Here is a 25,920-nt window from a genome sequence, read left to right on the forward strand (position 1 = left end):
CCTTTGCGTCGGCATCGAATGCGTGGCCCTACAACAGCGATCCATCGTGCCGGCGCAGCAGCCGATAAACCAGCAGCAACGGCACGAGCGTGAAGACGATCAGGATCGAGGCCGCCGCGGCCGCCTCGCCGGCGCCGGTTCCTTGCAACGCCTGGAACATCGTCACCGTCATCGTGGCCCACTTGCTGCTGTAGAGGACGATCGTGGAGCTGAGTTCGGAGGCGGCCGTCACCCAGATCAGCACCATTCCGCCGGCAAGCCCGCCCAGCATCAGCGGCACGGTGAGGGTGACGAAGGTCTTGAGCGGCGAGACCCCGAGATTGATCGAGGCTTCCTCCAGGCTGGGATCGATCTGGTGGACGATGGCGCTGGCGGAGCGGATGCTGAACGGCAGCTTGCGCACGACATAGGCGACCACAAGGATCAGCCAGCCGCCGGTCAGTACCAGCCAGCCGCTGTTGAACGCCAGCAGCAGCCCGATCGCGAGGACGGTGCCGGAGACGGCAAACGGGATCATGCCGACCACGTCCAGCAGGCCGGAAAGGCGCGTACGATGGCGGGTCAGCACATAGCCGATCGGCGCGCCCAGCAATGTCGCGAGCAGGGCCGCCATGCTCGCCAGCAGCAGCGTGCTGTACAGCGGTTGATACGAGCCGCGCAGCAGCGAGGCGTAGTTGTTCAGCCCGAACTCCCAGCTCAACACCGGCCCGTGAAAGCGCAGGAACGAGATCACGACGACCGCGACGAACGGCATCACCGACAGCAGCACGATGCCCCAGCTGAACACGCTCGCCGCCAGCCGCCAGGGCCGGCTCAACGGGATGGCGGGTGGGGCCCGGCGGGCGCCGGTGGCAAAGCGCCGCCGTGCCAGATAATGCCGCTGCAGCAGCAGCACGAGTGCGGTGGTGGCCACCAGCAGCACGCTCAGCGCGCCGGCGGCTGCCGGGTTACTGTCGGATTCGCCGGCGAACAGCTTGAAGATATCGACGGCCAGGTACGGCTTGTCTTCCGCAAGCACCGACGGGACGCCAAAATTCTCCAGTGCCTCGATGAACACCAGCAAGGCGCCCGCCAGCATCGCGGGCATCACCACGGGCAACAGCACGGTGCGGAAAACGTACCAGCGCGATGCCCCGAGATTGCGGCCTGACTCTTCGATCGAGACGTCGATCGCGCGGAACCCGGCCACGGTCGGCAGCAGGACGTACGGGTACAGCGTCAGGGTGAAAACGATGACGATCCCGGACATCCCGTAGATCGAGCCGATCGGGATGCCGATCGCCCGCAGCGCCACCGTCACCACTCCGGCATGGCCGAACAGCAGCACCAGCGCATAGGCGCTGACGAACGAGGGCAGCACCAGCGGCAGCGAGGCCAGGGTCATCAGGGCCGATTTGCCCGGCAGATCCACCCGCGCAAGGCAGAAGGCCAGTGGCACGCCGATCAGCGATGCCAACACCGTGGACAACGCGCCGGCGACCACGCTGTTGCGGAAGCTGCCGAGGTAGTAGGGGCTGGACAGGATCTGCGTGAAGTTCTGCAGCGTGAACTGGCCGCTGGCCTCATCCTGCAGGCTGTTCTGCAGCACCAGCCACAAAGGGTAGAGCAGGAACAGCGCCAGGAACGCCAGCGCGATCAGCGTCGTGGCGTTGCGGAATGCGGCGATGCCGCCGAGACTCTTCATGGCGCCGGGAACGCCACCACCTGGGCCGGGTCGTATGCGAGCGCCAGATCACCCTCCGGCATCGCTGCCGCATCCTGTCCCGCCAATGCGGATACGCGGATCGGCGTGCCGTCCGGCAGCACCATGTGCAGCCGCACGATCGGGCCGAGAAACTCCCGTAGCTGCAACCGCACCGGGAGGCACGGCCCGCCGGCGGCGGCAGCGACCAGGCGCAGCGTTTCCGGCCGGAGCGACAGCATCACCTTCGCTCCCGGCGCTGCCACCTGCCCGGCCACATGCAGGGTGTGGCCGCATGCCGCGACCGGCGTGGTGGTGCCGTCGAACGCCCCGGCCTCGCCGGGCAGCATGTTCGTGGCGCCCATGAATTCGGCCACGAATGCCGTCTCGGGCGCACGATAGATCGCCTCGGGGGATCCCACCTGCTCGACCCGGCCGGCACGCAGAACGGCGATCCGGTCCGAGATGGCGAGTGCCTCTTCCTGGTCATGGGTGACATAGACCGCGGTCAGCCCCAGCGATTGCTGCAGCTGCCGGATCTCCACGCGCATTTGCACGCGCAACTGGGCGTCCAGGTTCGACAGCGGCTCATCGAACAGCAGCACCGCGGGTTCGATCACCAGGCTGCGGGCGATGGCCACGCGCTGCAGCTGCCCACCCGAAAGCTGGTGCGGCCAGCGTTCGCCGTAGCCGCCCAGCCGCACCGTCTGCAGGGCCTTCTCGACCCGCGTGGCGATCTGCGCGCGATCGACCCCACGCGCGCGCAGCCCGTAGGCGACGTTGCGCGCGACGGTCAGGTTGGGAAAGATCGCGTAGTTCTGGAACACCATGCCGGTGTTGCGCCGATGTGCGGGCAGCTTGTCGATCCGCTGGTCGCCGAACCATACGCTGCCCTGCTCCACGTCGCAGAAGCCCGCGATCATGCGCAGCAGCGTGGTCTTGCCGCACCCGGACGGGCCAAGCAGGGTGAAGAACTCACCCTGCCCGATGGTCAACGAAATGTCGTCGACCGCCCGCACCGCGCCGAAAGTCCGCCTGACGGCGTCAAGCCGGATCGTAGTCACTGTTTGTGCAATCCGTCTTGCTTAGCGGGTGTTCTGAATCAGCGTCTTCAGCCGCGCCAACGTGTCGCGCCGCGCCGCGTCCCACTTCATGTCGTCGTAGCTGACGAGCTTCAGCGCGGACAGGGCCGGCATGTTGCCGGGCACCGTCGACAGGTCGATATCCTGGCGGGCCGGGCGGCGGAAGGTGGCACGCAGCATCATCTCCTGCATGTCCTTGCGGTTCACGAAGTCGACGAACGCGCGCGCCGGCTCGGGGTTCGGGCCGCCCTTGATGATGGCGATACCCTCGGTCACTGCCACGGTGCCGTCGGACGGATAGATCACCTTCACCGGCGCGCCGTTATGGGCCCAAAGGTTGCCGGCATACTCAAGCGAGATCCCCAGCGGGTACTCGCCGCTGCCGTTGCCGTCGAACACCAGCGTCGAGCGGTTCAGCACCTTGGTGTTGCCCAGCAGCGTGCCGACCTTGGTCCAGGCGGCGTCGTTGTCGCCCCACAGCGACAGCAGCGTCGTGGCGGTGACATAGGACGAGCCGGAATTGGCCGGGTCCGTATAGGCGATCTTGCCCTTCCACTTGGTGTCGAGCAGGTCCTGCCAGCTCCGCGGTCCCTGGTCGGCGGGGATCGCCTTGGTGTTCTGGCTGATGGTGAGGATCTGCAGGTTGGTGCCGATCCACAGATCCTGCGGGTCGCGATAAGCGGCCGGAACCGCGGCCTTCTCCTTTGCGGCATAAGGCTGGAAATACGCCTTGTTCTGCGACAGCAGCGCCGAGCTCACGCCCCAGATCAGGTCGGCCTGCGGATTGGCGCTCTCCGAGGCGATGCGGCGGAACAGCACGCCCGAACCGGTGGAGACGACATCGACCTTGATGCCGGTCTCCTTGGTGAAGGCCTCGGAGATCATGTTGTTCACGGTGTTGTCGTTCGCGGAATACAGCACGACGTGCTGCTGCGCCTGTGCCGGGGCCGCGAGGCCGAGACAAGCCGCGGCCAGTACTGCCACGGGAAGCAAGCCGATACGCGATACCATTCTACGAAGTCCCCCTGTTTTGCGCCGTGGCGCAGCGTCTCGCGTGTGCCCCCCGCACACGCGATCTCTCATCGGCCGTTCAGCAGCCCGTTGCGAGCGCCGCGTTGGCGGCCAGCAGGCCGGCGCCCGGGGTCACCGGGCAGCCGAGCCGGATCAAGCTGCCTTCGAGCTGCGCCAGATCGGTCAGGATCGTGCCCTGCCCGAACGCGCCCATCGTGCCGATCCGGATCACCCGGCCGGACAGCCGGTTGCGCGCGCCGGCGATCACGGTGCGGTGCCGGTCATAAAGATCGCGGACGATCTGCCCACCGTCGATCTGCGTGCCGTCGCTGCGCGCCGGCAGCGTGAAGACCACCACGGTGCTTGACAGCAGCGGGGCAGAGCCGAATACGCCGAACCCGAGCGCAGTACCGCCGGCGCGCAGCGCGGCGGCAAGCCGGCGGTGGCGCTCAAGGACATTGGGCAACCCTTCCTCATGGATCATCGCCAACGCCTCGCACAGCCCGCCGACCAGCCCGACCGGTGCGGTGAACGCCGTCTCCGCTTTTTCCGCCGCCGCCAGGGCGCGCCGGAAATCCCAATAGAAGCTGCCGACGCGATCGTCGCGGTTGATCACGCGCCACGCCTTCGCGCTGACGCTGGCAAGGCCGAGGCCCGGCGGGCACATCAGCGCCTTCTGCGAGGCCGAGACGACGATGTCCACGCCCCATTCATCCTGGCGCATCTCCACGCCGCCCAGGCCGCTCACGGAATCCACCACCAGCAGCGCCGGGTGGTCGCGCAGCACCGCGCCGATCGCGACGAGGTCGCTGACCACGCCGGTCGAGCTCTCGTTGTGGATGAGAACGACGGCGCGGTACTCGGTCTCGCGCAAGCGCGCTTCGATCACGGCCGGGTCGACGGCTTCGCCCCATGGCACTTCCAGCACATCGACCTTGGCCGGCAGGCTGCGGCCGATCGCCGCGAAGCGTTCGCCGAACTGGCCGTGCGCCACCACCAGCAAAGCGGCGCCGGGGCTGACGATATTGGCCAACGCCGCCTCCATCATGCCCGTGCCCGAGCAGGCGAAGAACAGGATGCGGTTGGCGGTGCCCAGTATCGGCTGCAGCAGTTCCTCGGCCCGCGCCAGCTCGGCACGGAACTCGGGGCCGCGATGGTTCACGACCGGGCGTGCAATGGCCTGGCGGACCCGTTCCGGCACCTCGGTCGGCCCGGGCAGGCGCAGCCGGTAGGTGGATGGCACCTCGGAAATTCGCGCGTCGTGTCGTGTCATGCCATCGTCCATCAGACGACAAACCTTCCATGCTCTCGGATGTAGGGAACCAGCCCGCCGGCGGCGAGAATGGCCTGCATGATCGGCGGCAGCGGTTCCGGCAGCAATGTCTCGCCGGTGGTTTCGTTGCGCACGGCCATGCCGTTCGCGCCATCGATCGCCAGCCAGTCGCCGGCGCCGATCCGCGCGGTGTCGCAGACGATCGGCAACAGGCCGTTGTTGATCGCGTTCCGGTAGTAGGTGCGCGAGAAGCTGCGCGCGAGCACCGCAGGGATCCCGGCGCCCAGGACCGTCGTCACCGCCACTTCCATGGCCGAGCCGCAGCCGAAATTCTTGCCGGCCACCAGCAGGTCGCCGGGTACCACCGATGCCGCGAAGGCAGGGTCGATCCCCTCGAACAGATACTGGCGCAATACCTGCGGATCGAGGCTCTCGCGCTTGCGCGTGGAACTGATGATGTAGTCGGTGTTGACGTCGTCGCCGAACAGCCGCGCCCGGCCGCGCAGCACAAGCGCGGTCATGGCGTGATCTCGCGCGGGTCGGTGATCGCGCCGCGCACGGCCGCCGCCGCGCAACTGGCCGGCGACGCCAGGAAGATCGAGGCCGAGGCGTTGCCCATGCGGCCCTTGAAGTTCCGGTTGGCCGTCGAGACCACGTTGACGCCGTCGCCGGGAATCACGCCGCAGGTGCCGCAGCACGAGCCGCAGCCGGGCGGCACGATCTCCGCCCCGAGGGCGACGAAATCGGCCAGCGTGCCATCCGCCTCCATCGCGTCCTGAACCTCGCGCGAGGCCGGCGTCACCACCAGTTGCACGCCCGGCGCCACCCCGCCGCCCGCTTTCAGCACGTCGCGGGCCTGATGGAAGTCGCGCAGCCGGCCGCCGGTGCAGGTGCCGAGATAGACCATCTGCACCGGAATCTGCGCGGCCTCCTGCAGCGGCACGACCCGGTCGACCAGATGCGGCAGCGCGATCCGGGGCGTCAGCGCGTCCAGGTCGAGCACGATCTCGCGGCTGTAGGCCGCATCCGGGTCGGGGTCGACTGCTTCGAACGCCTGCGCGGTCCGGCCGGCGAGATAAGCGCGGGTTTGCGCGTCGGCCGGAAAGATGCCGTTCTTGGCCCCCATTTCCACCGCAAGATTGCTCAGGACCAGCCGGTCCTCCAGTTCAAGGTGTTGCAGGCCGGGGCCGGCGAATTCCAGCGCCTGATAGGCCGCGCCATCGGCGCCGAGCGTCTCGGCGAGCGCCAGGGCGATATCCTTGGCATAGACGCCGGCCGTCAGCCGTCCCGTCAGCGTGATACGGATGGACTGCGGCACGCGCAGCCAGATCTGGCCGGTGATCATGATGGCCGCGAGGTCCGAGGAGCCGATGCCGGTCGCGAAGCTGTTCAGCGCGCCATAGGTCACCGCATGGCTGTCGGCCCCGACCACCAGGTCACCGGGCAAGGCGCGTCCGGTTTCGACGATCAGCTGGTGCCCGATCCCTTCGCCAACATCATGCAGCGCGACACCATGCAGCGCCGCAAACGCGCGCATGCGCTGATGCAGCCCGGCCGTCTTGGCGCTGGAGGGCGGAACGTAATGATCCAGAGCGAACACGATCCGTGCCGGGTCGTGAAGGCGCTCGCCGCCCATCTGCGCGAAATAGTCGAGCGCCATCGGGACCGATCCGTCGGTACCCAGCGCGCAGTCGACCGCGCAGACGACGAGGTCGCCCGCACGCGCATCCTGCCCGGACTTTCGTGACAGGATCTTTTCGCTGATGGTTTTGCCGGTCACGGCAGTTCGCAGCCCAGTCTCGCCAGAGAGGCGTCGACCCAGCTTCGGTCGATGCTGCCATCCTGGGTCGCCGCCATTTGCCGCAGCTCGGCCGCCTGCTTCGCCAAAGCGGCGGCGAGCACGGTCTCGCAGTCGTCGAACGGCACGCAGAGAACGCCGTCCTCGTCGCCAAGAATGAGATCGCCGGGTGCCACGACCATGCCGTTGATGGCGATCGGCAGGTTGATCTCGCCTGGGCCGTCTTTGTACGGGCCGCGATGGGTCACTCCGGCGGCGAACACCGGCAGGTGTGCGGCGCGGATCGCCGCGGCGTCGCGCACGGCGCCGTCGATCACGAAGCCGCCGACGCCACGCCGGATGGCGTGTGCCAGCATCAGTTCGCCGATGATCGCATTGGTGAGATCGCCGCCGGCATCGACCACGATGACATCGCCGGGTGCTGCAAGGTCGATGGCCTTGTGGACCATCAGGTTGTCTCCCGGCCGGGTCTTCACAGTCAGCGCCGGCCCGGCCAGGCCGCCGCCGGTATGCAGCGGGCGCAACTGCGCGCCGCCGGCGGTCATCCGGGTCATGACGTCGCTGACATTGGCGACCGGAACGGTGGCGAATTTCGTGACCAGGCCGGGTGCAACCGTGCGCGTCCGACGGGCGATCCTGAAACCTGCAGCCATGGCGTTCTCCCTCGTGACCGCATGCCGCGATCGTTTGGATCGCCCTTGCTTGGACGACCGTCATACCGCCTGATGGAACGGCATATCTTATCGTGCAATGGCTTCCACGCCCCGTCAACATGTCGTGCTGGTCATTTCCGGACCGGCAGGCCGCTATGTCGGCGCGTTGACCGGCGGCAATCGGCGCGTGTATGGGAGCCTCGCCCCTGCGGGGGCGCCCCTCGCAAGGCCCAGAGATGCCGCCAGCTCCGACTCGCAAGACCCAGGGCGTCAATGCCGTCGAGCGCGCGTTGACGTTGCTCGATGCGTTCGTCGGCGACGGCTCGCGCGGCCTCGCCGAGCTCGCCAAGGCGACGGCGTTGGCGAAACCCACGGCCTTGCGGCTGCTGGTGTCGCTTGAGCGGCTTGGCTACGTCGTCCGGCTCAGCGACGGCCGCTATCAGCTCGGCGCGAAGGTGATGCAGCTTGGCGCCACCTATCGGAGCAATTTTCGCCTGGACCAGCACGTGCTGCCGGTTCTGCAGCGCCTGGCCGAGGCGACGCGCGAGAGTGCGGCCTTCCATATTCGCGAGAAGAACAGCCGGCTTTGCCTGTTCCGAGTGGAATCGCCGCAGGCGGTGCGGGATTTCCAGCGCCCGGCGGCCCTGGTCGCGCTCGACAGCACGTCGACGGGGCAGGTGCTGAAGACCGCGGCCTGGCCGGGGCTGGACGACGGCCGCGGCACTTTGGTTTTCGCCAGCGCGAGGGTCTACGACACCCAGACCGCATCGGTGTCGACCGCGGTGTTCGGTGCGGGACAGGCGCTGGCCGGCGCGCTGACGGTGAGCGGCCCGGCGGAACGGTTCACCGCGGACGTGATCGTCAGCGTGGCGGATGAATTGGTCCAGGCCGCGCGCGGCTTGTCGAGCGTGCTCGGCGCACCCATGCCACCTGTATCAGCCCCGCCCAGTATTCAACATTTGTCTGCTGCGGCGTGACGGCGGGACGTTCGCTGACCGGCTCACGATAGCAGCCGCAGAGGAAGGGCCGTACGACGTCCTGCCCTGGCGCGGTTTGCTTCATCCGGTCAACGCGACGCATCGGCCCGCCCTGCCAACAGGCGCGTGCATTTCACGCATGCGCACGCGCGCTCCAGGCGCGGCCCGTTTGCGTGGCGCGGCGGCCGTGCGCCGTATTGCTTGGACGGGCCTGGGCTGCGCATGGCACATCGCTTGCTAAACAGTGCCGGGCGGGCGCGTGGCGTTGCATGCGGGCGCGTCAATAAGGGCAGTAGACCTCAGGGAAGGAAGCTTCGCGATGCGACTGAAACACGCGATCATTGCCGCCGTCGCGGCTGCGGGACTGCACTGCGCAATGCCGCCGATCGGCGCGCAGGCCGCGGAGCTGCGGATCGGCTTCACGCTGGACCCGCTGACGCTGGACCCCGCCAACCACCGTTCGCGCGAGACCGAGAGTGTGCTGCGCACCATGTACAATGGCCTGGTCGCGCATGATCCCGCCATGAAGCTGGTGCCGGAGCTGGTGGAATCATGGCAATGGATCGACCCGCGGACCATGGAGGTGACGCTGCGCAGCGGCGTGAAATTCCATTCCGGCGCGCCCATGACCGCCGACGACATCGTCTACACCTTCACCCGGCTGTTGACCGACGGCGCTTTGGGCGGCCAGACCAGCCCGCGCAAAAGTCTACTGGGCCCCACCAAGGCAGTGGTGAAGGTGGACGACCGCAGCGTGCGCTTCGAGCTGTCCGAGCCCTGGCCGGTCCTGCCGGCGATGCTCACCTTCCAGGAGGTGGTCAGCAAGAGCTTCGCCGAGAAGGCCGGCGCCGCCGGCATGGCAACGCAGGAAGACGGCACCGGCCCGTTCAGGCTGGTGCAGTGGCGGCGCGGCGACTCGCTGGTGCTGGAACGCTTCCCCGGCTATTTCGGCGGCGCCCCGGCGATCCCGGTGGCCGGCAAGGCCTGCACCGACCGCGTGATCATCAAGATCATTCCCGAGAACGCCTCGCGCGTGGCGGCCCTGCTGGCAGGCGATGTGGACATCATCAACGAACTGCCGGCACACGACATCCGCAACGTGGAGGCGAACCCGAACACCCGCGTGATGGCGGTGAACGGCACTCGCACTTTCTTCGTGGCGCTGAACAACAACCGGGCGCCGTTCAACGACGTGCGGGTGCGCCAGGCCGCCAACCACGCGCTGAACCGCAAGCTGATCATCGCCAAGCTGCTGAACGGGCGCGCCGAGCCGCTGAACGGAGTGATGAGCCCCGCGGCGTTCGGCTTCAATCCCGACCTGCCCACCTACGGCTATGACGTGAACCGGGCCAAGGCATTGCTGGCGGAGGCCGGTCACCCCAACGGCATCGACGTGACGCTCGACGCCGACGGCCCGCAGAAGGACATGGCGGAAGCGATCGCGGCGCTGCTGACGCAGGCGGGCATCCGTACCAAGGTGGCGGTCGGCGACGGCTCCCAGGTCCGCGACAAATGGGCGGTGAACGGCAAGCGGGAGGGCGACATGTGGATCACCTCCTGGGGCAACGGCTCGCTGGACCCCACCGACATCTTCGAGCCGACGCTGGCTACCGGCGGGCGCGGCAACTCCGCAGGCTATTCCAACAAGCAGGTGGACGCGCTGCTGGCCGAAGGTGGGCGCGAAACCGACACGGCAAAGCGCGCGGCGATCTACCGCACGGCGCAGGCAATCGTCACCAAGGAGGCGCCGTGGATCTTCCTGTGGCTGCCGCAGGATCTCTACGGCGTGTCGGCGCGGCTGTCGGGCTGGAGCCCGGCCGCCAGCGGCTGGCTCAACCTGCGCGACGCCTGCGTGCAGTAGCGCGATGCGGGCGCCGCGCCGTCAGGGGTTCCGCTGATGCGATCCGTTGCGTTGCTGCAGCGCCTGTTGCATCTGGTTCCCGTGCTGTTCGGGGTCACCGTCATCGTCTTTCTGATGATGTCGCTGACCCCGGGCGATCCGGCCGAGATCATGCTGGCGAACCAGAACGCCACCCCCGAGCAGGTCGCCAGCCTGCGCCACGACATGGGGCTGGACCGCTCGCTGCCGACGCGTTTCGTGACCTTCGTAGGCCACGCGGTGCAAGGCGAGTTCGGCCTGTCGCTGTTCCATCGCCGCCCGGTCGCCGCCGTGATCGCCGAACGGCTGCCGGCCACCATCGAGTTGAGCGCCGCGGCGCTGCTGTTCGCGCTGTTTATGGCCATTCCGCTTGGGGTGGTCGCCGCGGTGCATCGCGGGGGGATTCTGGATCGCCTGGCCACCGTGGGGTCGCTGTTCGGTGTGTCCTTGCCGGGATTCTGGTTCGGCATCCTGCTGCTGCTGGCCTTCGCGGTGAACCTGCGGCTGCTGCCGGTGTCCGGCGCCATCGACTTCGCGCACCAGCCGCCCGGGCTTACCGGATTTCTCGTCATCGACAGCGTGCTGGCCGGGCGGATGGACAGCCTGGGCAACGCGCTCGCGCATCTGCTGCTGCCGGCGATCACGCTGGGGCTGCCGATGGCGGCGATCCTGATGCGGGTGACGCGCGCCTCGATGCTGGAGGTGCTGCGCCAGGACTACATCACCTTCGCGGAGGCCAAGGGCCTCGGGCGCACGCGCATCCTCGCTTTGCACGCGCTGAAGAACGCGCTGCTACCCACGGTGACGGTGGCGGCGATCGAGACCGGCTCGTTGCTGGGCGGCAACATGGTGGTGGAGACGGTGTTCGGCTGGCCCGGGCTGGGGCGGCTGGTGGTGGAGAGCATCTTCGTGCGCAACTATCCGCTCGTGCAGGCGGCCGTTCTTCTGTACGCGGTCACCTATGTGCTGGTGAACTTCGTGGCAGACATGCTCTACACCGTTCTCAATCCGCGCGTGCGGATGTGATCGCGCGCATGGCCGAATTGTTGCCGGGACGGTTGGCGCGGCTGGCGGCGCTGACGGTGCTGGCCTTCGTGCTGATGGCCGCCTTCGCGCCCTGGGTCGCGCCGCACGATCCGGGCGCGACGGACCTGTTCCGCCGGCTGCAGCCGCCCGGCTGGATGGAGGAGGGGGACTGGGCCTTCCCGCTGGGCTGCGACGCGCTGGGCCGCGACATCCTCAGCCGCATCATCTATGGCGCGCGCGTCTCGATCTTCATCGGCGTGGTGGTGGTGCTGATCGCGACCATGATCGGCGTGGCGGCGGGGCTGGCCGCGGGCTATCTGCGCGGATGGGTGGACCGCGTCATCTCCGGCCTGGTCGATATCCTGCTGGGCTTTCCCTACCTGATCTTCGCCGTGGGGCTGATGGCGATGATGGGGCCGGGCGTGCTGAACATGGTGCTGGCGCTCGCCTACAAGGAATGGGTCGTGCCCTGCCGCGTCGTGCGCGGCGAGACGCTGGCGGCGCGCGAGACCGAATATGTGGAGGCGGCGCGCGCCATCGGCGCCTCCAGCGCCACCATCATGGCGCACGAGGTTCTGCCGAACATCCTCTCGCCGGTGATCGTGGTGGCGACCGTGCGCATTGCCCAGGTGATCATCCTGGAAGCGAGCCTGTCGTTCCTGGGCCTGGGCGTGCAGCCGCCGGCCGCCTCCTGGGGGTCAATGGTGGCGGACGGGCGTGGCTACATCCTGGACGCCTGGTGGGTCAGCACCTTCCCGGGGTTCGCGATCCTGCTCCTGGTGCTCTCGATCAATGTCGCAAGCCAGGCGGTGCGTGACGCCCTGGACCCGCGCTTCCATGACTGAGCCGCTGCTCTCCATCGCCGACCTGCGTGTCGCGTTCGCGACCCGCCAGGGCCTGGTGCGCGCCGTCGACGGCGTCAGCCTGGACGTGCGCGAGGGTGAATGCCTCGGCATCGTCGGCGAATCCGGCTCCGGAAAAAGCGTCACCTTCGCCGGCGTGATGGGCCTCATCCGCCCGCCTGGTCGCATCGAGGGCGGCAGCATCCGCTTCGAGGGGCGCGAGCTCGTGGGGCTGGACCCGCAGGCCTATCGCCGCCTGCGCGGACGCGACATCGCGATGACGTTGCAGGATGCGCAGACCTCGCTCAATCCGGCGCTGACCGTCGGCACGCAGATCCTGGAGGTGCTGCTGGCGCATGGCGACGACCTGCCGTCCGGCCGCGCCCGCCTCCGCGCGGCGCGCCAGCGCGCGGTGGATATGATGACGCTCGTGGGCATTCCCGCCGCCGCGCGCCGCCTGGGCGACTATCCGCACCAGTTCAGCGGCGGCATGCGCCAGCGCATGATGATCGCCATCGCCCTGTCCTGCCGCCCGAAGCTGCTGATCGCCGACGAGCCGACCACGGCGCTGGACGTCACCATCCAGGCGCAGGTGCTGGAACTGATTGCCTCGATCCGCGCGACCCTCGGCATGAGCGTGGTGCTGATCACGCATGATCTCGGCGTGGTGGCGGAATACTGCGACCGGGTGGCCGTGCTCTATGCCGGACAGATCGTGGAATCCGGTCCCACCGCGCAGGTGATCAGCGACCCGCGCCATCCCTATACGGCCGGATTGCTGCGCTCGGTGCCGGTATTGTCGCATCTCGATCGGCCGATCCATCCGATCGAGGGTCAGGTGCCGGACCTGATCGACCTGCCGCCGGGCTGCCGGTTCCTGCCGCGCTGCCCGATGGCACGCACGGCATGCCACAATCCCGTGCCCTTCCACGCCTTCGCCGAAGGACGGGCAGCGCGCTGCGTACTGGCGGAGGCGCCGCGATGAGCCCGCTGCTGGACGTGAAGGACCTCGTCAAACATTACGGGGTGGGCCAGGGGCTGCTCGGGCGCCTGTTCGGCGCACCGCCGCGCAAGGTGCAGGCGCTCAACGGCGTCAGCCTGCATGTCGGCGCCGGCGAGACGCTCGGCCTGATCGGCGAGAGCGGCTGCGGCAAGTCCACGCTGGGGCGCGCCATCCTGCGTCTGCACGAGCCGGACAGCGGCAGCGTGACCTTCGGTGGCGTCGACGTCACGGCGCTCGACACCGGCGGGCTGAAGGCGATGCGCCGGCGCATGCAGATCATTTTCCAGAATCCCTATGCCTCGTTGAACCCGCGCAAGCCCGTGGGCGAGATTCTGGCGCAGCCGCTGCGCCTGCATCGGCTGGCCGAGGGGGCGGCGTTGCGCGAGCGCGTGCGGGAGATGCTGGAGCATGTCGGGCTGCGCGCCGCCCATGCCGACCGGTATCCGCACCAGTTCTCCGGCGGCCAGCGCCAGCGCATCGGCATCGCCCGCGCGCTGATCCTGAATCCCGAGTTCGTCGTGTGCGACGAGCCGGTTTCGGCCCTGGACGTGTCGGTGCAGGCACAGATCATCGACCTGCTGGCGCGGCTGAAGCGCGAGCTTGGCCTGACCTATCTGTTCATCAGCCACGACATCGCGGTGATCGGCTATGTGAGCGACCGCGTGGCGGTGATGTATCTGGGCGAGATCGTGGAAAACGGGCCGGCCCGCGCGGTGCTGCGCCGGCCGTACCATCCCTACACCCGCGCGCTGATGTCCGCCGTGCCGCGGGTTGACCGTGCCGACCAGCAGCAGGAACGGGTGCGCCTGCACGGCGATCTGCCCTCGCCGATGGACCCGCCGCCGGGCTGCCGTTTCCACACGCGCTGCGGCTTCGCCACCGACCTGTGCCGTAGCGTGGCGCCGCTGCGGCGGCAACTCGAGGAGGACCGGATGGTCGCCTGCCACCATTTCCCCGAGCCGGCGCCATGACGCCCGCAGCTTCGGCGCCGTTGGACATGCGCGGCACGCCGCAGGCACGCGGCCGCGCCCAGGCGGCGCTGTGCCCGGACAGCGCGGCCGCCATGCGCGCCCAGCTGACGGCGCGGTTGGACGGCGCGCGCGACCTGCTGGCGCGCCCCCGCGTCGCGAAGTTCCTCGATGCGCAATGGGCGTTCGCCAACCGATACGACGCCGAGGGGATCGCCGAAATGGCAGGCGTCGCCGAAGGCTACGGCGTCGATCCGCGCGCGCTGTTCGCCTTCCTGCATGCCGGCCAGCTGGGCGGCCTTCCGGTAGACGGCTGCAGCGCCTGGGCCTATGTCGACCCGGCACAGGGCGCCGTGCTGGTGAAGAACCGCGACCTGCGCGGCCCGGCTTTGCCGCTGCAGCGCGTGTTTCGCCACACCGACCCCGCCTGGGGCGGCCGCAGCGTGCTGTGCGTCGGCAGCCTCGGTGCGCCGGGGGCCTATTCCAGCGGCATCAACTCGGATGGTTTCGCGCTGGTGGACACCCAGGTTGTCACCACCGACCAGGGCGTCGGCCTGCTGCGCTACTTCATGATGACGCGCCTGCTCGCCCACTGCGCCAGCGTGGAGGCGGCGATCGACGAGCTGCGCGGCATGCCCCAGGCCGGCGGCGGCACCCTGGTGCTGGCCGACGCCACCGGCGCCATCGCCGCCGTCGAGATCGGGCATTCCGCAGTCGCGGTGGCGCGGCCGGCCACGCGCTGGGTCGCCCGCACCAACCATTTCCTGTCCCCTGAACTGATCGGCCGGCTGGCGGCGCACCCCGGCGACCCCGGCATCGACGACTCGCAGGCAAGGTTGGCCACACTGAGCAGCTGGCTCGGCGCACGGCAGGCGTGCCCCTCCCTCGACGCCGCTGCTGCCGTAATGGCCTCCCATGACACGCCCGATGGCGCCGGATTGTGCCGCCACGGCGGCCAGGCGGGCTCCACGACAATCTCCTGCTCCATCTTCGCCTGCACCGCGCAAACGCTGCATTTCGCCACCGGAAACCCCTGCGAGGGCGCCTGGTCGCGCTATGATCTCGCGCGTGATGCGGGAGTGCGGGATGGCGTACGAAACGAATCTGGTCGGTGAGCATGCCTCGGTCGTCGAGACGCGGCGGCTGGTGGCGCGGGTGGCGCGCAGCCCCGCGCGCACGGTGCTGCTTTACGGCGAGACCGGCACCGGCAAGGGGCTGGTGGCACGCATGCTGCACCAGCAATCGGCGCGGGCGCAGCGCAATTTCATGGACGTCAACTGCGCGGCCATTCCCGAGAACCTTCTGGAATCAGAACTGTTCGGCCACGAACGCGGGGCGTTCACCGGCGCACTGACCAAGAAGATCGGCCTGGTCGAGGTCGCCGACAAAGGTACCGTCTTCCTCGATGAGATCCGCGAGATGTCACCGGTGCTGCAGGCCAAGCTGCTGACCCTGCTGGACACGCTGACGTTCCGCCGCGTGGGCGATGTGCGGCCGATCCACGTCGATGTGCGCTTCATCGCCTCCACCAACCAGATCCTGCTGTCCGAGGTGAAGGCCGGCAAGTTCCGCGAGGACCTGTACTACCGGCTTCAGGTTGTCGCCATCAACATCCCCGCCTTGCGCGAACGCGGCGACGACGTGTTCATTCTGGCCGAGCACTTCATGCGCAAATTCAGTGCCCGCTACGAACGGGCGATCACCGGGTTCGACCCCGAAGTGCGCGGCATCTTCCGCCGCTATCCATGGCCCGGCAACGTCCGCGAACTTGAGAACCTCATCGAACGCATCTTCATTCTTGAGGACGACCCGCGCATCATGGTGCGCCATCTGCCGGCGCGCATCCTGCGCGAGGCCGCCGAGGAAGCGACCGGCGAACCGGCGCCCCACGCGATGGACTTCGACCGCGCCACCCAGTCGTTCCAGACGCGCCTGATCCGCCGGGCGCTCGACCAGAGCGGCGGCAGCCTGGGCCATGCGGCGGGGCTGCTGGGGCTGTCGCGCCACGCGCTTCGCCATCAGATGATCAAGCTTGGGATGCGCTGACCCGGCCGATGTCCCGACGATGCGCGCGGGGTGCGCCCCCACGCGCGCAATCCACGCGTCCGGTGCGCCGCCATGCCCCCTGGGGGCACCGAAGCCCGCCGGCCCCGGCTGGCACGGCGGATGCATCCCAGCAGCCCGGACACGTTCATGGAAAAGAGGATCGGATGCAGACCGCACGCATCATCTGCCCAAACGGCCATCTGGGTTTTGCGCCGCTGAAGCCGGAAAGCTTCGCGCTCGGTGTGGCCGCCGGCCCCGACTTCATCGCCGCCGATTCCGGCAGTGACGATGTCGGCCCCGGCCCGCTGGGCTCGGACACCTCCACCAGCCCGCTGGCCTGGCAGACCCACGACCTGGAGGTGATGCTGCTGGCCGCGCGTGCGCGCGGCGTGCCGATGATCATCGGCTCCGCCGGCGACACCGGCAGCAACAGCCGCGTGGACCTTTATGTCGGCCTGATCAGGGAACTCGCCCGCAAGCACGGCCTGGCGAAGTTCCGCCTCGGCTATTTCTATTCGGAAGTCGATCGCGAAAAGCTGCGCGCGAAAATCCGCGCCGGCGACGCCATCGAGGGCCTGGACGGCCGCGAGGCGCTGAGCGAGGCGGAGCTGGATGCCACCAGCCGCGTCGTCGCCATGGCCGGCGTGCATCCATTCATGGCGCTGCTGGATCAGGGGGCGGACGTCATCATCGGCGGCCGCAGCAGCGACAGCGCCATCTTCGCCGCCGCGGCCCTGCATCGCGGCCACGCCGAGGGGCTATCCTACTATCTCGGCAAGGTCCTTGAATGCGCCTCGTTCTGTGCCGAACCCTATGGCGGCAAGGAGACGGTGCTGGGGGAAATCGTCGATGGCGGCGTTCACGTCACCGCCATGCATCCCGGCCAGCGCTGCACTGTCGCCTCGGTGGCGGGCCACGCGATGTACGAGCGCGCCAACCCCTATTACGAATATGTCGCCGGCGGCATGCTGGACATGAGCCAATGCCGCTACGAACAGATCTCCGACAAGACCACCCGCGTCACCGGCCCGCGCTTCGTGCCCGCCGAGCGCATTCGCGTGAAGCTCGAAGGTGCGGCCAAGCTGGGCGAACGCTATGTCGGCATGGCCGCGGTGCGCGATCCCTACACCATCGCCCATATCGACGCGGCGATCGGCTGGGCCCGCCAGCAGGTGCGCGACCGGTTCGGCGAGACCGGCTATGAGCTGCACTACACCGTCTATGGCCGCGACGGCGTGATGGGCAAGCTGGAGCCGGTGAAGGCGTCCGCGCACGAGCTGTGCATCGTGGTGCAGGGCGTGGCGCCGACCCGGGAAATGGCCGAGGAGCTGTGCATCACCGGCACCCGCCAACTGTTCTACGCCCGCCTGCCGGACGTGAAGGGCACCGCCGGCTCGGTCGCCTTCGCGCTGGACGAGGTGATGCAGGCGAGTGCGGCCTATCGCTGGAGCGTGAACCACACCGTTGCCGTGGACGACCCGATGGAGCTGTTCAGCGTACACATGTCCGAAGCCGGACTCTGAAGGAGCGCCCGATGCAAACCTTGAAGCTCAGCGAACTGGCCAAGACCATCCGCAGCAAGAACGCCGGCGTGGACCGGATCACCTTCGACATTATCTTCCGCGACGCGCGCACCTACAACGCGGTGCGGCGCAGCGGTGCGGTGAGTCGCGACGCGGTGCTGAAGCTGTACGGCCTGCCGGCGGCGCGGCTGACCGATTTCGTGGAGTTCGATGCCGCCTGCGCCATCAAGTTCACCATCGCCCGCGAACGCCCCAGCGGCAGCCCGGGCGATCCCGACATCTTCGGCGCCCAGCAATATGCTCCGCTGCTGGATGTCGTGGTCACGCTGCCCGACAATGAGGCTGTCGGCCCGACGGGCTGACTCAACGGCGACATGGCGCGGCCGGTGTTGATCCAGATCAACGCAGGCCGCTGCCGATCGCGCTAATTTACATTTAATATCGGACCTGACCCTCGTCGTGGGATTGAACGAAGGGACGTGTCATGCCGGAAACACCGGGCCCCGCCCTGTCGGTGGCTGCACTTCTCGCAGAGCGTGACGCGCGCCGCCTTCGTGAACGCGAGGCGGAAGACCAACTGAAGCGGAAGCAGCAGGAAGAACTTGCCGAGTTCAAGAAACGGCTCGACAGCTTCCAGCTGACCGACACGCATATCCAGATCGTCCTCGACCGGATCAAGCGCGCCTTCGAGCGGGGCGAGACGGAGCTGATGCTTACGTCCTTCCCCAGCGAGTTCTGTACGGACAAAGCCCGGGCAATTATCAACGCGGATGCGCCGCCCATCAACAAGCCGGACAAGGCAGAACAAACGGATCGGTCAAGGGAACCGGAATGGCTGGCAACATTGCCGGCAGGCGCTCGGCCGATCTACGAGTATTGGAAGAGTCATCTTCAGCCTGGTGGCTTCGGTTTCTCTGCCCGCATCATCAATTACAAAGGCGGCATGCCGGGCGATATCGGCCTGTTCTTCTCCTGGCCGAAGAGCGCCATGGAAGCACAACCCTAGCCGGCCCGGCTGCGCAGCCGGGCGCGTCACGCAACGGCACAATCGCGAGAACGCCCGATGAAAGCAACGAAGAAGCCGAAGAAAGCCGAGCAGAACGACAGCGAGGAGCTGCCGACGGGGAACGGGAAGCTCAAATTGAAGGCTTACGAGCGCGAGCTGGCCAGGTTGCATGTCGAGGTGGTCAGGCTGCAGCAATGGGTGGTGCAGAAGGGACTGAAGGTCTGCATCCTGTTCGAGGGGCGCGACGGCGCGGGGAAGGGCGGTGTCATCAAGGCGATGATCGAGCGGGTGAGTCCGCGCGTGTTCCGCGTCGTCGCCCTGCCCGCGCCGACCGAGCGCGAGAAGTCGCAGATGTACGTCCAGCGCTATATTCCGCACCTTCCTGCAGCCGGAGAAGTCGTGATCTTCGATCGAAGCTGGTACAACCGCGCCGGCGTCGAGCGGGTGATGGGTTTCTGCACGGAAGAGCAGGTGAAGCGGTTCCTCATGATGACCCCGGCGGTCGAGCGGGCAATCATCGAATCCGGGGTCATCCTGCTGAAATACTGGCTTGAAGTGAGCGAATCGGAGCAGGCCCGCCGCCTTGAATCCCGCATCGATGATGGCAGGAAGGTCTGGAAGCTGTCACCGATGGATCTGAAGTCATACAGTCGTTGGTACGATTACTCCCGTGCGCGCGACGACATGTTCCAGGCCACCGATACCGCATGGGCCCCATGGTACGTCGTCCGTTCGGACGACAAGAGGCGCGCCCGGCTCAACGTGATATCGCACCTGCTCCACCACATCCCCTATGAGGCATTGCCGCGGGAAAAGGTGAAGCTGCCAAAGCGGCAGGACCCTCACGGATACCAGGAGCCGGACTATCCGTACAAGGTCGTGCCGGCGCTCACGTGGCCGTCGGGCTGAGCACATTTGGGGGCATTCCATGGCACGTTGTGTCGACAACATCAGATGTGCAGGACGTCATCGTCATGCGCATCCGGGGCGGACGATCATCACCACGAGCACTCTGTTACCGGGGCCAGATATGCAGACAACCAGACGCTCCATGCTTGCCGGGCTGACAACCCTGGCCGGCGCGATCGCGATGCGGACGACCGAGGCGTTGGCGGCGTCGGCGCGCGAGATCGATCAGGCCGCGAACCGGGCGCTGCAAACCCTGTATTCGGCGCAGCCCAAGGCGCGCGACCTCGGCACGCGCGCCAAGGCCATCCTGGTGTTTCCGAAGATCATAAAGGCGGGCCTGCTGATCGGCGGCCAGGGGGGCGACGGTGCGCTGATGGTCCACGGCCGGACGGTTGGCTACTACAACATCTCTGCGGCATCGTTCGGGCTGCAGGCCGGGGCGCAGACGTTCAGCTACGCGCTGTTCTTCATGACCGACGCCGCGCTCAAATATCTGACTGACAGCGAGGGTTGGGCGATTGGCTCGGGCCCGAGCGTGGTGGTCCTGGACAAGGGGGCTGCCGCCAGCATGACGAGCACGACGCTGACGCAGGATGTCTATGCGATCCCCTTCGGCCAGGAGGGCCTCATGGCCGGGTTCGGCCTTGAAGGGTCCAAGATCACGCGCATCCGCCCGGGCGCGTGATTCGCCGGCGCGATCTTTTCGCCGCCCATCGTCCGACGCGCGCGGTGGGTCGCTGCCTGCCGCACCGTCGTCGACATCCCCCTTCAGGAGCGACCTGCTCGCGGGTCAAGCTTCCTGCATGGACTCATCGGTTCGTCCAGGGCGCGGGGAACCGGGCTGGTTGCCCAGGAATACGGCATATATCTCGACAGCCACGTCAAACCGCTATTCAATCGCGAGCCGCCGGCCCTGAGACCGGTCTCGAAAAACGAGAGCGCCTTTCCGTACGAGATCCATTGCGGGCCGCACGATATCGGGATGACGCAGTAGCACGATGCCAGCGCAGCGGTCGAAGACGGAACATCCGATGGCCGCGGCCGGTCGGGATGGAGGGGGTGGCGCCGATCCGCCGGCGCTGCGGGGCGGGCTGGATCACCAGCATCTGACCGTCTTCCGCGCAGTGATGCGGGCCGGCACGGTGACAGGGGCCGGTCTGTTGCTTGGCGTGACCCAGCCCGCGGTAAGCCGGTTCCTTGCCCAGACGGAGGTGCTGGCGGGATTCGCGCTGTTCGAACGCGTCCGCGGCCGGCTTCTTCCCACGCCCAAGGCGAATGTGCTCTACGCCGAAACCGAACGGCTGTTCGCCGGCGCGGAGCAGGTGAACGCCCTGTGCCGGCGGCTGCGCAACGAAGAGCCGCGCCCGATCGCGCTGGCCACCGTGCCCACGCTCACCTTTGCGCTGCTGCCCGCGGTGGCGCGGTTGTGGCACGAAACGGGGCACCCCGAGCCGTTCTCGATCCATTCTCGCCTTGTCGGCAACGTGCTGGGCCTCATCAGTTCCCGCCGCGCGGATCTCGGGCTGGTCATCGGCATCCCGCGCTCCCTTCCCGGGCTGCACAATGTGCTGCTGGCCCGCGCCCGCACGATCTGCGCCCTTCCCAAGGACCATGAGTTGGCGCAACGGCCGGTTATCTATGCCCGCGACCTGCACGACCAGCCTTTCATCGCCCTGTCCCGTGAGGAAGGCCGCCAGGTGGCGATCGACCGCGCCCTGCAGGCCGCCGGTGCACGCCCAAGGGAGATGGTGGAGTGTCCCATGTCCACGGCGGCGGTCACCATGGCCGCGCAGGGCGTCGGCCTCACGCTGGCCGATGCGTTCACGGCACTGCCTTTTCTTTCAAGTGTTGCGCTGCGTCCGTTCGAACCATCTCTGGCTGTCGAGTACCGTATCCTTTGGCCCGAGGGTGTGCAGGCACCGTTCGACCGGCCTGCCCTGATCGCGTTGCTGCGCGCCGAGGCGCGCACCGTCCTGGGCCGTGTGCGCGCCGCCATGGCTGTCGCCCAGCCATAACCTGGCTGCCGTCGCCATAACCGAGACTTATGCTCCCATCGTGATACTTTCATGTCACGATCGGGTCGATGAGCAGACCAGAGAACATTTTCGCACCCGGTTACGTGGAACATCCTTACTGGTGGGATGCCGCACCCCCTGCTCCCACCGGCGCAACGATTCCCGACGATGCCGAGGTGCTTGTGATCGGCGGCGGTATCGCAGGGCTGGCCACGGCGCTCGAATTGGGGCGCAACGGGCAGCGCGCGGTGGTGCTGGACCGGGCGATGATCGGCTGGGGCGCGTCCACCCGCAACGGCGGCGCCCTCTCCGGCTCCGGCAGCCTGGGGCGGGCGAAGGCCGATCTGCAGAAGGCGGTGGACCCCGAAATCCTCCGCGCCATGCTGGACGAGGCCGAGGCCTCGTTCGAGGATTACGAGGAGCTGGTGCGGCGAGAAGGCATCGACTGCCATTACCGCCGCTGCGGCCGGTTCGTGGGCGCACACGCCCCGGCGGCCATGGAGACGCTGAAGCGCCGCGCCGACATGCTGAACCGCGATGGCGGCAACCAGGCTGAAATCGTCCCCCGCACGCGCCTTGCCGATGAGCTGGCCACCGACCGGTATCATGGCGGCCTGATCATCGAGCGCGCCGGCTCCGTGCATCCCGGCGAATATGTGCGTGGCCTGGCTGCCGCCGCCGCGCGCCACGGGGCAATTCTGTGCGGTGGCGTGACGGTGGAGAGCTATGTGCGCGAAGCCGATGGCGGCTTCCGCGTCAAGACCAGTCGCGGCACGATCCGCGCCCGCGCGCTGATGGTCGCGACCAACGGCTACACCGGCGCCGCCACGCCCTGGCACCGTCGCCGGCTGGTGCCGGTCAGCAGCTACATGATCGCCACCGAGGCGCTGGGTGCGGACCGCGTGCGCAGGCTGTTGCCGAAGCTGCGGGTGTACGGGGACACGAAGAAGGTCCTGTACTATTTCCGCCCCTCGCCGGATGGGGAACGCATCCTGTTCGGCGGCCGAGCCAGTTTCGTTGACGCCGATGTCAAGCGGGCCGGCCTGCGCCTGCATCAGTTCCTGACCCATCTTCTGCCGGATCTCGCCGGCACGCGGATAACCCATGCCTGGAAGGGCAACGTCGCGTTCGCGCTGGACCTGCTGCCGCATGTCGGCCAGAAGGACGGCGTGCATTTCGCGCTCGGCTGCAATGGCAGCGGCGTGGTGACGATGACGCATCTCGGCCGCCAGGCCGCGCATCAGATCCTGGGTGATGCCAACCGGCCCTCGGCCTTCTCCCGCCTGCCTTTTCCCACCATGCCGCTGTACAACGGGACACCCTGGTTCATGCCGCTGATCGGGACGTACTACAAGTTGCGCGACCGCCTCGATGGCTGGCGCCAGCCATGACCGCGCATCCTGCCTTCTCCGCCGAGGAGTTCGCCGCGCGCCTGTCCGCCGTGCGTGGGCGTTTGCGCGAAGCCGGCGTGCAATTGGCGCTGTTCGACGAGATCGAGGCGATGACCTGGATCTCTGGCTACGGCAATTCGGAGAATCGCTGGCGCTGCGTCGGCGTCCCGCTGGACGGCGCACCGTTCTTTCTGATCCGCGCGTTGGACGCGGCCCCGTGCCGGCAGCGGAGCTGCATCAGCGACATCGTGTCGTTCCTGGATTGGCAGGATCCGATGCCGGTGCTGGCGCGGGTTCTGGCCGAACGTGGGCTAGACCATGCGGTGATCGGCCTCGATTTCAACTCCTACTGCATGCCGCTGGCGCGGTTCGACGCGCTGCGCACTGCCTTGCCGCATGCACGCTTCGTCGACATCGGCCCGCTGGTGTGGGAGTTGCGGCTGCACAAGTCGCCGGCCGAGATCGCGCTGCTGAAGCGGGCCTCCGCCATCGCGGACGCGGCGATCCTGCGCGCGGCCGCCGCCTGCACCGCCGGCGCCACGAAGCGTGATGCCGCGCGGGAAGCGGTCGCCGCCTTCGTGGAGTTGGGCGCCGATCCCGGCCCGCCGGGACCGATCTCCGCGGGGCGCGGGTGGGATTTCCTGCACGGGCATCTCGATGACGAGCCGCTCGCCAACGGCGATGTCGTGCATATCGAACTGACCCCGCGCGTGCACGGCTACAGCGCGCGGGTCATGCGCTGCGCCGTCGTGGGCGAAGCGCCGGCCGCACTGGTCGAGGCCACCACCACATTGGCCGAGCTGCAGGATCGTCAGATCGCCGCCATGCTGCCCGGCGCCGCGGCGGCCGACGTCGATGCCATTCTGCGCGAGGGCCTGCTAAGCGCGGGCTTGCGCGACAGCTACGACAACATCACCGGCTACACGCTGGGCCTGTATGCCCCGGCCGGGCCGCGCACCAGCGATTTCACGCGCATCTTCCACCCGCGCGCCGATTGGCGGATCGAGCCGGGAATGGTGTTCCACATGTATGCCTCCGCTGCCGGCGCGTCGCTCAGCGAGACGGTGTTGACAACCGCAGACGGGCCGGAACGCCTGACCCGGCTGCCCCGCACGCTGATCGTCAATCACGAGAAGGATCTGGCTTGATGTTTGAAGTCGTCGATACCGGCATCGCGCCATCGAAGGGCCCCATCAGCGGAACCGTCCGCAAGGGCAACCTGGTGATGACGGCGCAGATCCCGAAGGACCCCGTCACGGGCGCCATCGTGCCGGGCGACATCGCCACGCAGACGCGCCGTACGCTGGATAACCTGAAAATGGCGATGGAGGCGGCGGGCGGGTCGCTGGCGGACGTGATGCAGGTGCTGATCTATCTGATCGACGCCGCCGATGCGGCGGAGATGAACCGGGTCTACGCCGAAACCTTCAAGGCGCCCTTTCCCAACCGCGCCACGGTCGTCGTGAAGGAATTGCTGGCGCCCAACATGCGCGTCGAGATGGTGGCCACCGCCTGTCTCGGGCCCGTCTGACATGACGATGCCGGAGCGTCGCACCATCGTCGTCGGCGCGGGGGTCGCGGGCCTCTCCGCCGCGTTGTATCTGCGCCGCTCAGGCATCGCCGTGGACGTGATCGATCCGTTGCCCTCGCCTGGCGGCGCCTCGTTCGGCAATGCCGGCCTGATCAGCGTGGATACGGTGGTGCCGATCGCGCTGCCCGGCATGCTGCGCAAGGTGCCGGGGTGGCTGCGCGATCCGCTCGGCCCGCTGACGGTGCGCCCGTCCTACCTGCCGCGGGCCGCGCCCTGGCTGATGCGCTGGATCCGCGCGGGGCGCATGGACCGCGTGCTGGCCATCTCCGACGCGTTGCGCGCCCTGCACACGCCGGCCTTCGATTGCTGGAAGGACCTGCTTGGGCCCGACCTGTTCCGCGACCTGATGCGCCCGGTCGGGCAGGTGCAGGTGTGGGACAGCGACGCCGACACCGCCAGCGCGATCGTGGAACGCAAATTGCGCGAACGGCACGGCATTCGCGCGGACGCGTTGACCGCCGACGATCTGCGCCAGATGTTCCCGGGCATCGCGCGTGACGTGAAGCGTGGATTGCTGATCCCGGGCAACGGCTACACCGTCAGCTCGCCGCGGCTGGTGCGCACGCTGGCCGATCTCGCGCGTGCCGCCGGGGTCGTCATCGTCCCCGAGCGCGCGATGAAGCTGATCCCGCGCCACGGCGGCGGGTGGACCGTGATGACCAACATCGCCAATCGCCACGCGGCCAATATTGTCGTGGCGGGCGGCGCATGGTCGCGCGCGCTGCTCGATCCGCTCGGCGTGCGCGTGCCGCTGGAGACCGAGCGCGGCTATCACGCCACCATCCCGAACCCTTCGCTGCAAATGCGTCTGCCGCTACTGCACAAGAGCCGCGGCTTCGGCCTGACGCCGATGGAAGACGGGCTGCGCGTCGCGGGCACGGTGGAGATCGCCGGCCTGGATGCCCCGCCTGACGAGCGGCGCGCCCAGATGCTTGCCGACCATGCCAGGCGTCTGTTCCCCGATCTTCGGGGCGACGAGCCGCGGCTGTGGATGGGCTTCCGTCCTTCCACCCCGGACAGCCTGCCGATCCTGGGCCCCGCACCGGGCCGGCCCGGACTGTTCCTGTGTTTTGGCCACGGCCATTTCGGCATGACCGGCGGCCCGCCGAGCGGGCGGCTGGTGGCGCGGCTGGTGGCCGGCGAACGGCCGGAGCTGGACCCTTCGCCTTTCGCCGTTACGCGCTTCACCCGCCACACGCGGCCCGCCGCCTGAGGCGATGCCGGTACAGCGCGTGCTTCTTCCACA

25 protein-coding genes are annotated in these 25,920 nt (G+C 68.1%); 18 read left to right on the forward strand and 7 right to left on the reverse strand.

Features of this window, described 5'->3' with window-relative positions; translation table 11 throughout:
* Window positions 1-28: 28 nt before the first annotated feature.
* The 7 genes from OL599_RS08650 to OL599_RS08680 form a co-directional block, all read right to left on the reverse strand.
* The gene (locus OL599_RS08650) at window positions 29-1,684 is read right to left on the reverse strand and encodes an ABC transporter permease (protein ID WP_264713292.1); all 1,656 of its coding nucleotides are present in this window, start codon (window positions 1,682-1,684) and stop codon (window positions 29-31) included.
* Window positions 1,681-2,745: an ABC transporter ATP-binding protein gene (locus OL599_RS08655; RefSeq protein ID WP_264713294.1), complete on the reverse strand. Its 1,065-nt coding sequence runs from the start codon at window positions 2,743-2,745 to the stop codon at window positions 1,681-1,683. Before OL599_RS08655 ends, OL599_RS08650 begins: the two co-directional genes overlap by 4 nt.
* A 21-nt stretch (window positions 2,746-2,766) precedes the next feature.
* Window positions 2,767-3,747, reverse strand: coding sequence for an extracellular solute-binding protein (locus OL599_RS08660; RefSeq protein ID WP_264713295.1), 981 nt, complete (start codon window positions 3,745-3,747; stop codon window positions 2,767-2,769).
* A gap of 106 nt (window positions 3,748-3,853) precedes the next feature.
* Window positions 3,854-5,047 carry a pyridoxal-phosphate-dependent aminotransferase family protein gene (locus OL599_RS08665; RefSeq protein ID WP_264713296.1) on the reverse strand — a complete coding sequence of 398 codons (1,194 nt, stop codon included), beginning with the start codon at window positions 5,045-5,047 and terminating at the stop codon, window positions 3,854-3,856.
* An 11-nt stretch (window positions 5,048-5,058) separates the two neighbouring features.
* On the reverse strand, window positions 5,059-5,568 hold the full coding sequence (locus OL599_RS08670; protein ID WP_264713297.1) for a LeuD/DmdB family oxidoreductase small subunit: 510 nt from the start codon (window positions 5,566-5,568) through the stop codon (window positions 5,059-5,061).
* A complete protein-coding gene (locus OL599_RS08675) occupies window positions 5,565-6,827 on the reverse strand; it encodes an aconitase/3-isopropylmalate dehydratase large subunit family protein (RefSeq protein WP_264713298.1) in 1,263 nt (420 codons plus the stop codon). The genes OL599_RS08670 and OL599_RS08675 overlap by 4 nt, the downstream gene beginning before the upstream one ends.
* Window positions 6,824-7,498 carry an RraA family protein gene (locus OL599_RS08680; RefSeq protein ID WP_264713299.1) on the reverse strand — a complete coding sequence of 225 codons (675 nt, stop codon included), beginning with the start codon at window positions 7,496-7,498 and terminating at the stop codon, window positions 6,824-6,826. The genes OL599_RS08675 and OL599_RS08680 overlap by 4 nt, the downstream gene beginning before the upstream one ends.
* A gap of 236 nt (window positions 7,499-7,734) precedes the next feature.
* Here OL599_RS08680 and OL599_RS08685 point away from each other — a divergent pair, with 236 nt between their 5' ends.
* The 18 genes from OL599_RS08685 to OL599_RS08770 all read left to right on the forward strand — a co-directional run bounded on the left by OL599_RS08685 (window position 7,735) and on the right by OL599_RS08770 (window position 25,887).
* Window positions 7,735-8,475, forward strand: coding sequence for an IclR family transcriptional regulator (locus tag OL599_RS08685; protein ID WP_264713300.1), 741 nt, complete (start codon window positions 7,735-7,737; stop codon window positions 8,473-8,475).
* 319 nt (window positions 8,476-8,794) lie between these two features.
* Window positions 8,795-10,336 carry an ABC transporter substrate-binding protein gene (locus OL599_RS08690; protein WP_264713301.1) on the forward strand — a complete coding sequence of 514 codons (1,542 nt, stop codon included), beginning with the start codon at window positions 8,795-8,797 and terminating at the stop codon, window positions 10,334-10,336.
* Window positions 10,337-10,372: 36 nt separating this feature from the next.
* Window positions 10,373-11,380, forward strand: coding sequence for an ABC transporter permease (locus OL599_RS08695; RefSeq protein ID WP_264713302.1), 1,008 nt, complete (start codon window positions 10,373-10,375; stop codon window positions 11,378-11,380).
* Window positions 11,377-12,225, forward strand: a complete 849-nt coding sequence (locus OL599_RS08700; protein WP_264713303.1) for an ABC transporter permease — start codon at window positions 11,377-11,379, stop codon at window positions 12,223-12,225. The genes OL599_RS08695 and OL599_RS08700 overlap by 4 nt, the downstream gene beginning before the upstream one ends.
* Window positions 12,218-13,207, forward strand: a complete 990-nt coding sequence (locus tag OL599_RS08705) for an ABC transporter ATP-binding protein (RefSeq protein WP_264713304.1) — start codon at window positions 12,218-12,220, stop codon at window positions 13,205-13,207. The genes OL599_RS08700 and OL599_RS08705 overlap by 8 nt, the downstream gene beginning before the upstream one ends.
* Window positions 13,204-14,196, forward strand: a complete 993-nt coding sequence (locus OL599_RS08710; protein WP_264713305.1) for an ABC transporter ATP-binding protein — start codon at window positions 13,204-13,206, stop codon at window positions 14,194-14,196. Before OL599_RS08705 ends, OL599_RS08710 begins: the two co-directional genes overlap by 4 nt.
* A complete protein-coding gene (locus OL599_RS08715; protein ID WP_264713306.1) occupies window positions 14,193-15,308 on the forward strand; it encodes a C45 family autoproteolytic acyltransferase/hydolase in 1,116 nt (371 codons plus the stop codon). Before OL599_RS08710 ends, OL599_RS08715 begins: the two co-directional genes overlap by 4 nt.
* Complete coding sequence (locus tag OL599_RS08720; protein WP_264713307.1) at window positions 15,280-16,239, forward strand: sigma-54 interaction domain-containing protein; 960 nt, start codon at window positions 15,280-15,282, stop codon at window positions 16,237-16,239. The genes OL599_RS08715 and OL599_RS08720 overlap by 29 nt, the downstream gene beginning before the upstream one ends.
* A 164-nt stretch (window positions 16,240-16,403) precedes the next feature.
* The gene (locus OL599_RS08725) at window positions 16,404-17,762 is read left to right on the forward strand and encodes a DUF1446 domain-containing protein (RefSeq protein WP_264713309.1); all 1,359 of its coding nucleotides are present in this window, start codon (window positions 16,404-16,406) and stop codon (window positions 17,760-17,762) included.
* Window positions 17,763-17,773: 11 nt separating this feature from the next.
* Window positions 17,774-18,124: a DUF4387 domain-containing protein gene (locus tag OL599_RS08730; protein ID WP_264713310.1), complete on the forward strand. Its 351-nt coding sequence runs from the start codon at window positions 17,774-17,776 to the stop codon at window positions 18,122-18,124.
* A gap of 122 nt (window positions 18,125-18,246) precedes the next feature.
* Window positions 18,247-18,768, forward strand: a complete 522-nt coding sequence (locus OL599_RS08735; RefSeq protein WP_264713311.1) for a hypothetical protein — start codon at window positions 18,247-18,249, stop codon at window positions 18,766-18,768.
* 57 nt (window positions 18,769-18,825) lie between these two features.
* Window positions 18,826-19,677 (forward strand): polyphosphate kinase 2, encoded by an 852-nt coding sequence (ppk2, locus tag OL599_RS08740; protein ID WP_264713312.1) that lies wholly within the window; start codon window positions 18,826-18,828, stop codon window positions 19,675-19,677.
* Window positions 19,678-19,819: 142 nt separating this feature from the next.
* The gene (locus tag OL599_RS08745; protein ID WP_264713313.1) at window positions 19,820-20,362 is read left to right on the forward strand and encodes a lipid-binding SYLF domain-containing protein; all 543 of its coding nucleotides are present in this window, start codon (window positions 19,820-19,822) and stop codon (window positions 20,360-20,362) included.
* A 346-nt stretch (window positions 20,363-20,708) separates the two neighbouring features.
* Window positions 20,709-21,692, forward strand: coding sequence for a LysR substrate-binding domain-containing protein (locus tag OL599_RS08750; protein ID WP_264713315.1), 984 nt, complete (start codon window positions 20,709-20,711; stop codon window positions 21,690-21,692).
* 104 nt (window positions 21,693-21,796) lie between these two features.
* Complete coding sequence (locus tag OL599_RS08755; protein WP_264713316.1) at window positions 21,797-23,083, forward strand: NAD(P)/FAD-dependent oxidoreductase; 1,287 nt, start codon at window positions 21,797-21,799, stop codon at window positions 23,081-23,083.
* Entirely contained in the window at window positions 23,080-24,231 is a 1,152-nt protein-coding gene (locus OL599_RS08760; protein ID WP_264713318.1) for a M24 family metallopeptidase, read from the forward strand. The genes OL599_RS08755 and OL599_RS08760 overlap by 4 nt, the downstream gene beginning before the upstream one ends.
* Complete coding sequence (locus tag OL599_RS08765) at window positions 24,231-24,614, forward strand: RidA family protein (RefSeq protein WP_264713319.1); 384 nt, start codon at window positions 24,231-24,233, stop codon at window positions 24,612-24,614. Before OL599_RS08760 ends, OL599_RS08765 begins: the two co-directional genes overlap by 1 nt.
* A gap of 7 nt (window positions 24,615-24,621) precedes the next feature.
* Window positions 24,622-25,887, forward strand: coding sequence for an NAD(P)/FAD-dependent oxidoreductase (locus tag OL599_RS08770; protein WP_264713320.1), 1,266 nt, complete (start codon window positions 24,622-24,624; stop codon window positions 25,885-25,887).
* Window positions 25,888-25,920 lie beyond the last annotated feature (33 nt).

The organism is Limobrevibacterium gyesilva (assembly GCF_025989185.1).
In the GTDB taxonomy this organism is placed as follows: Bacteria; Pseudomonadota; Alphaproteobacteria; order Acetobacterales; family Acetobacteraceae; genus Limobrevibacterium; species Limobrevibacterium gyesilva.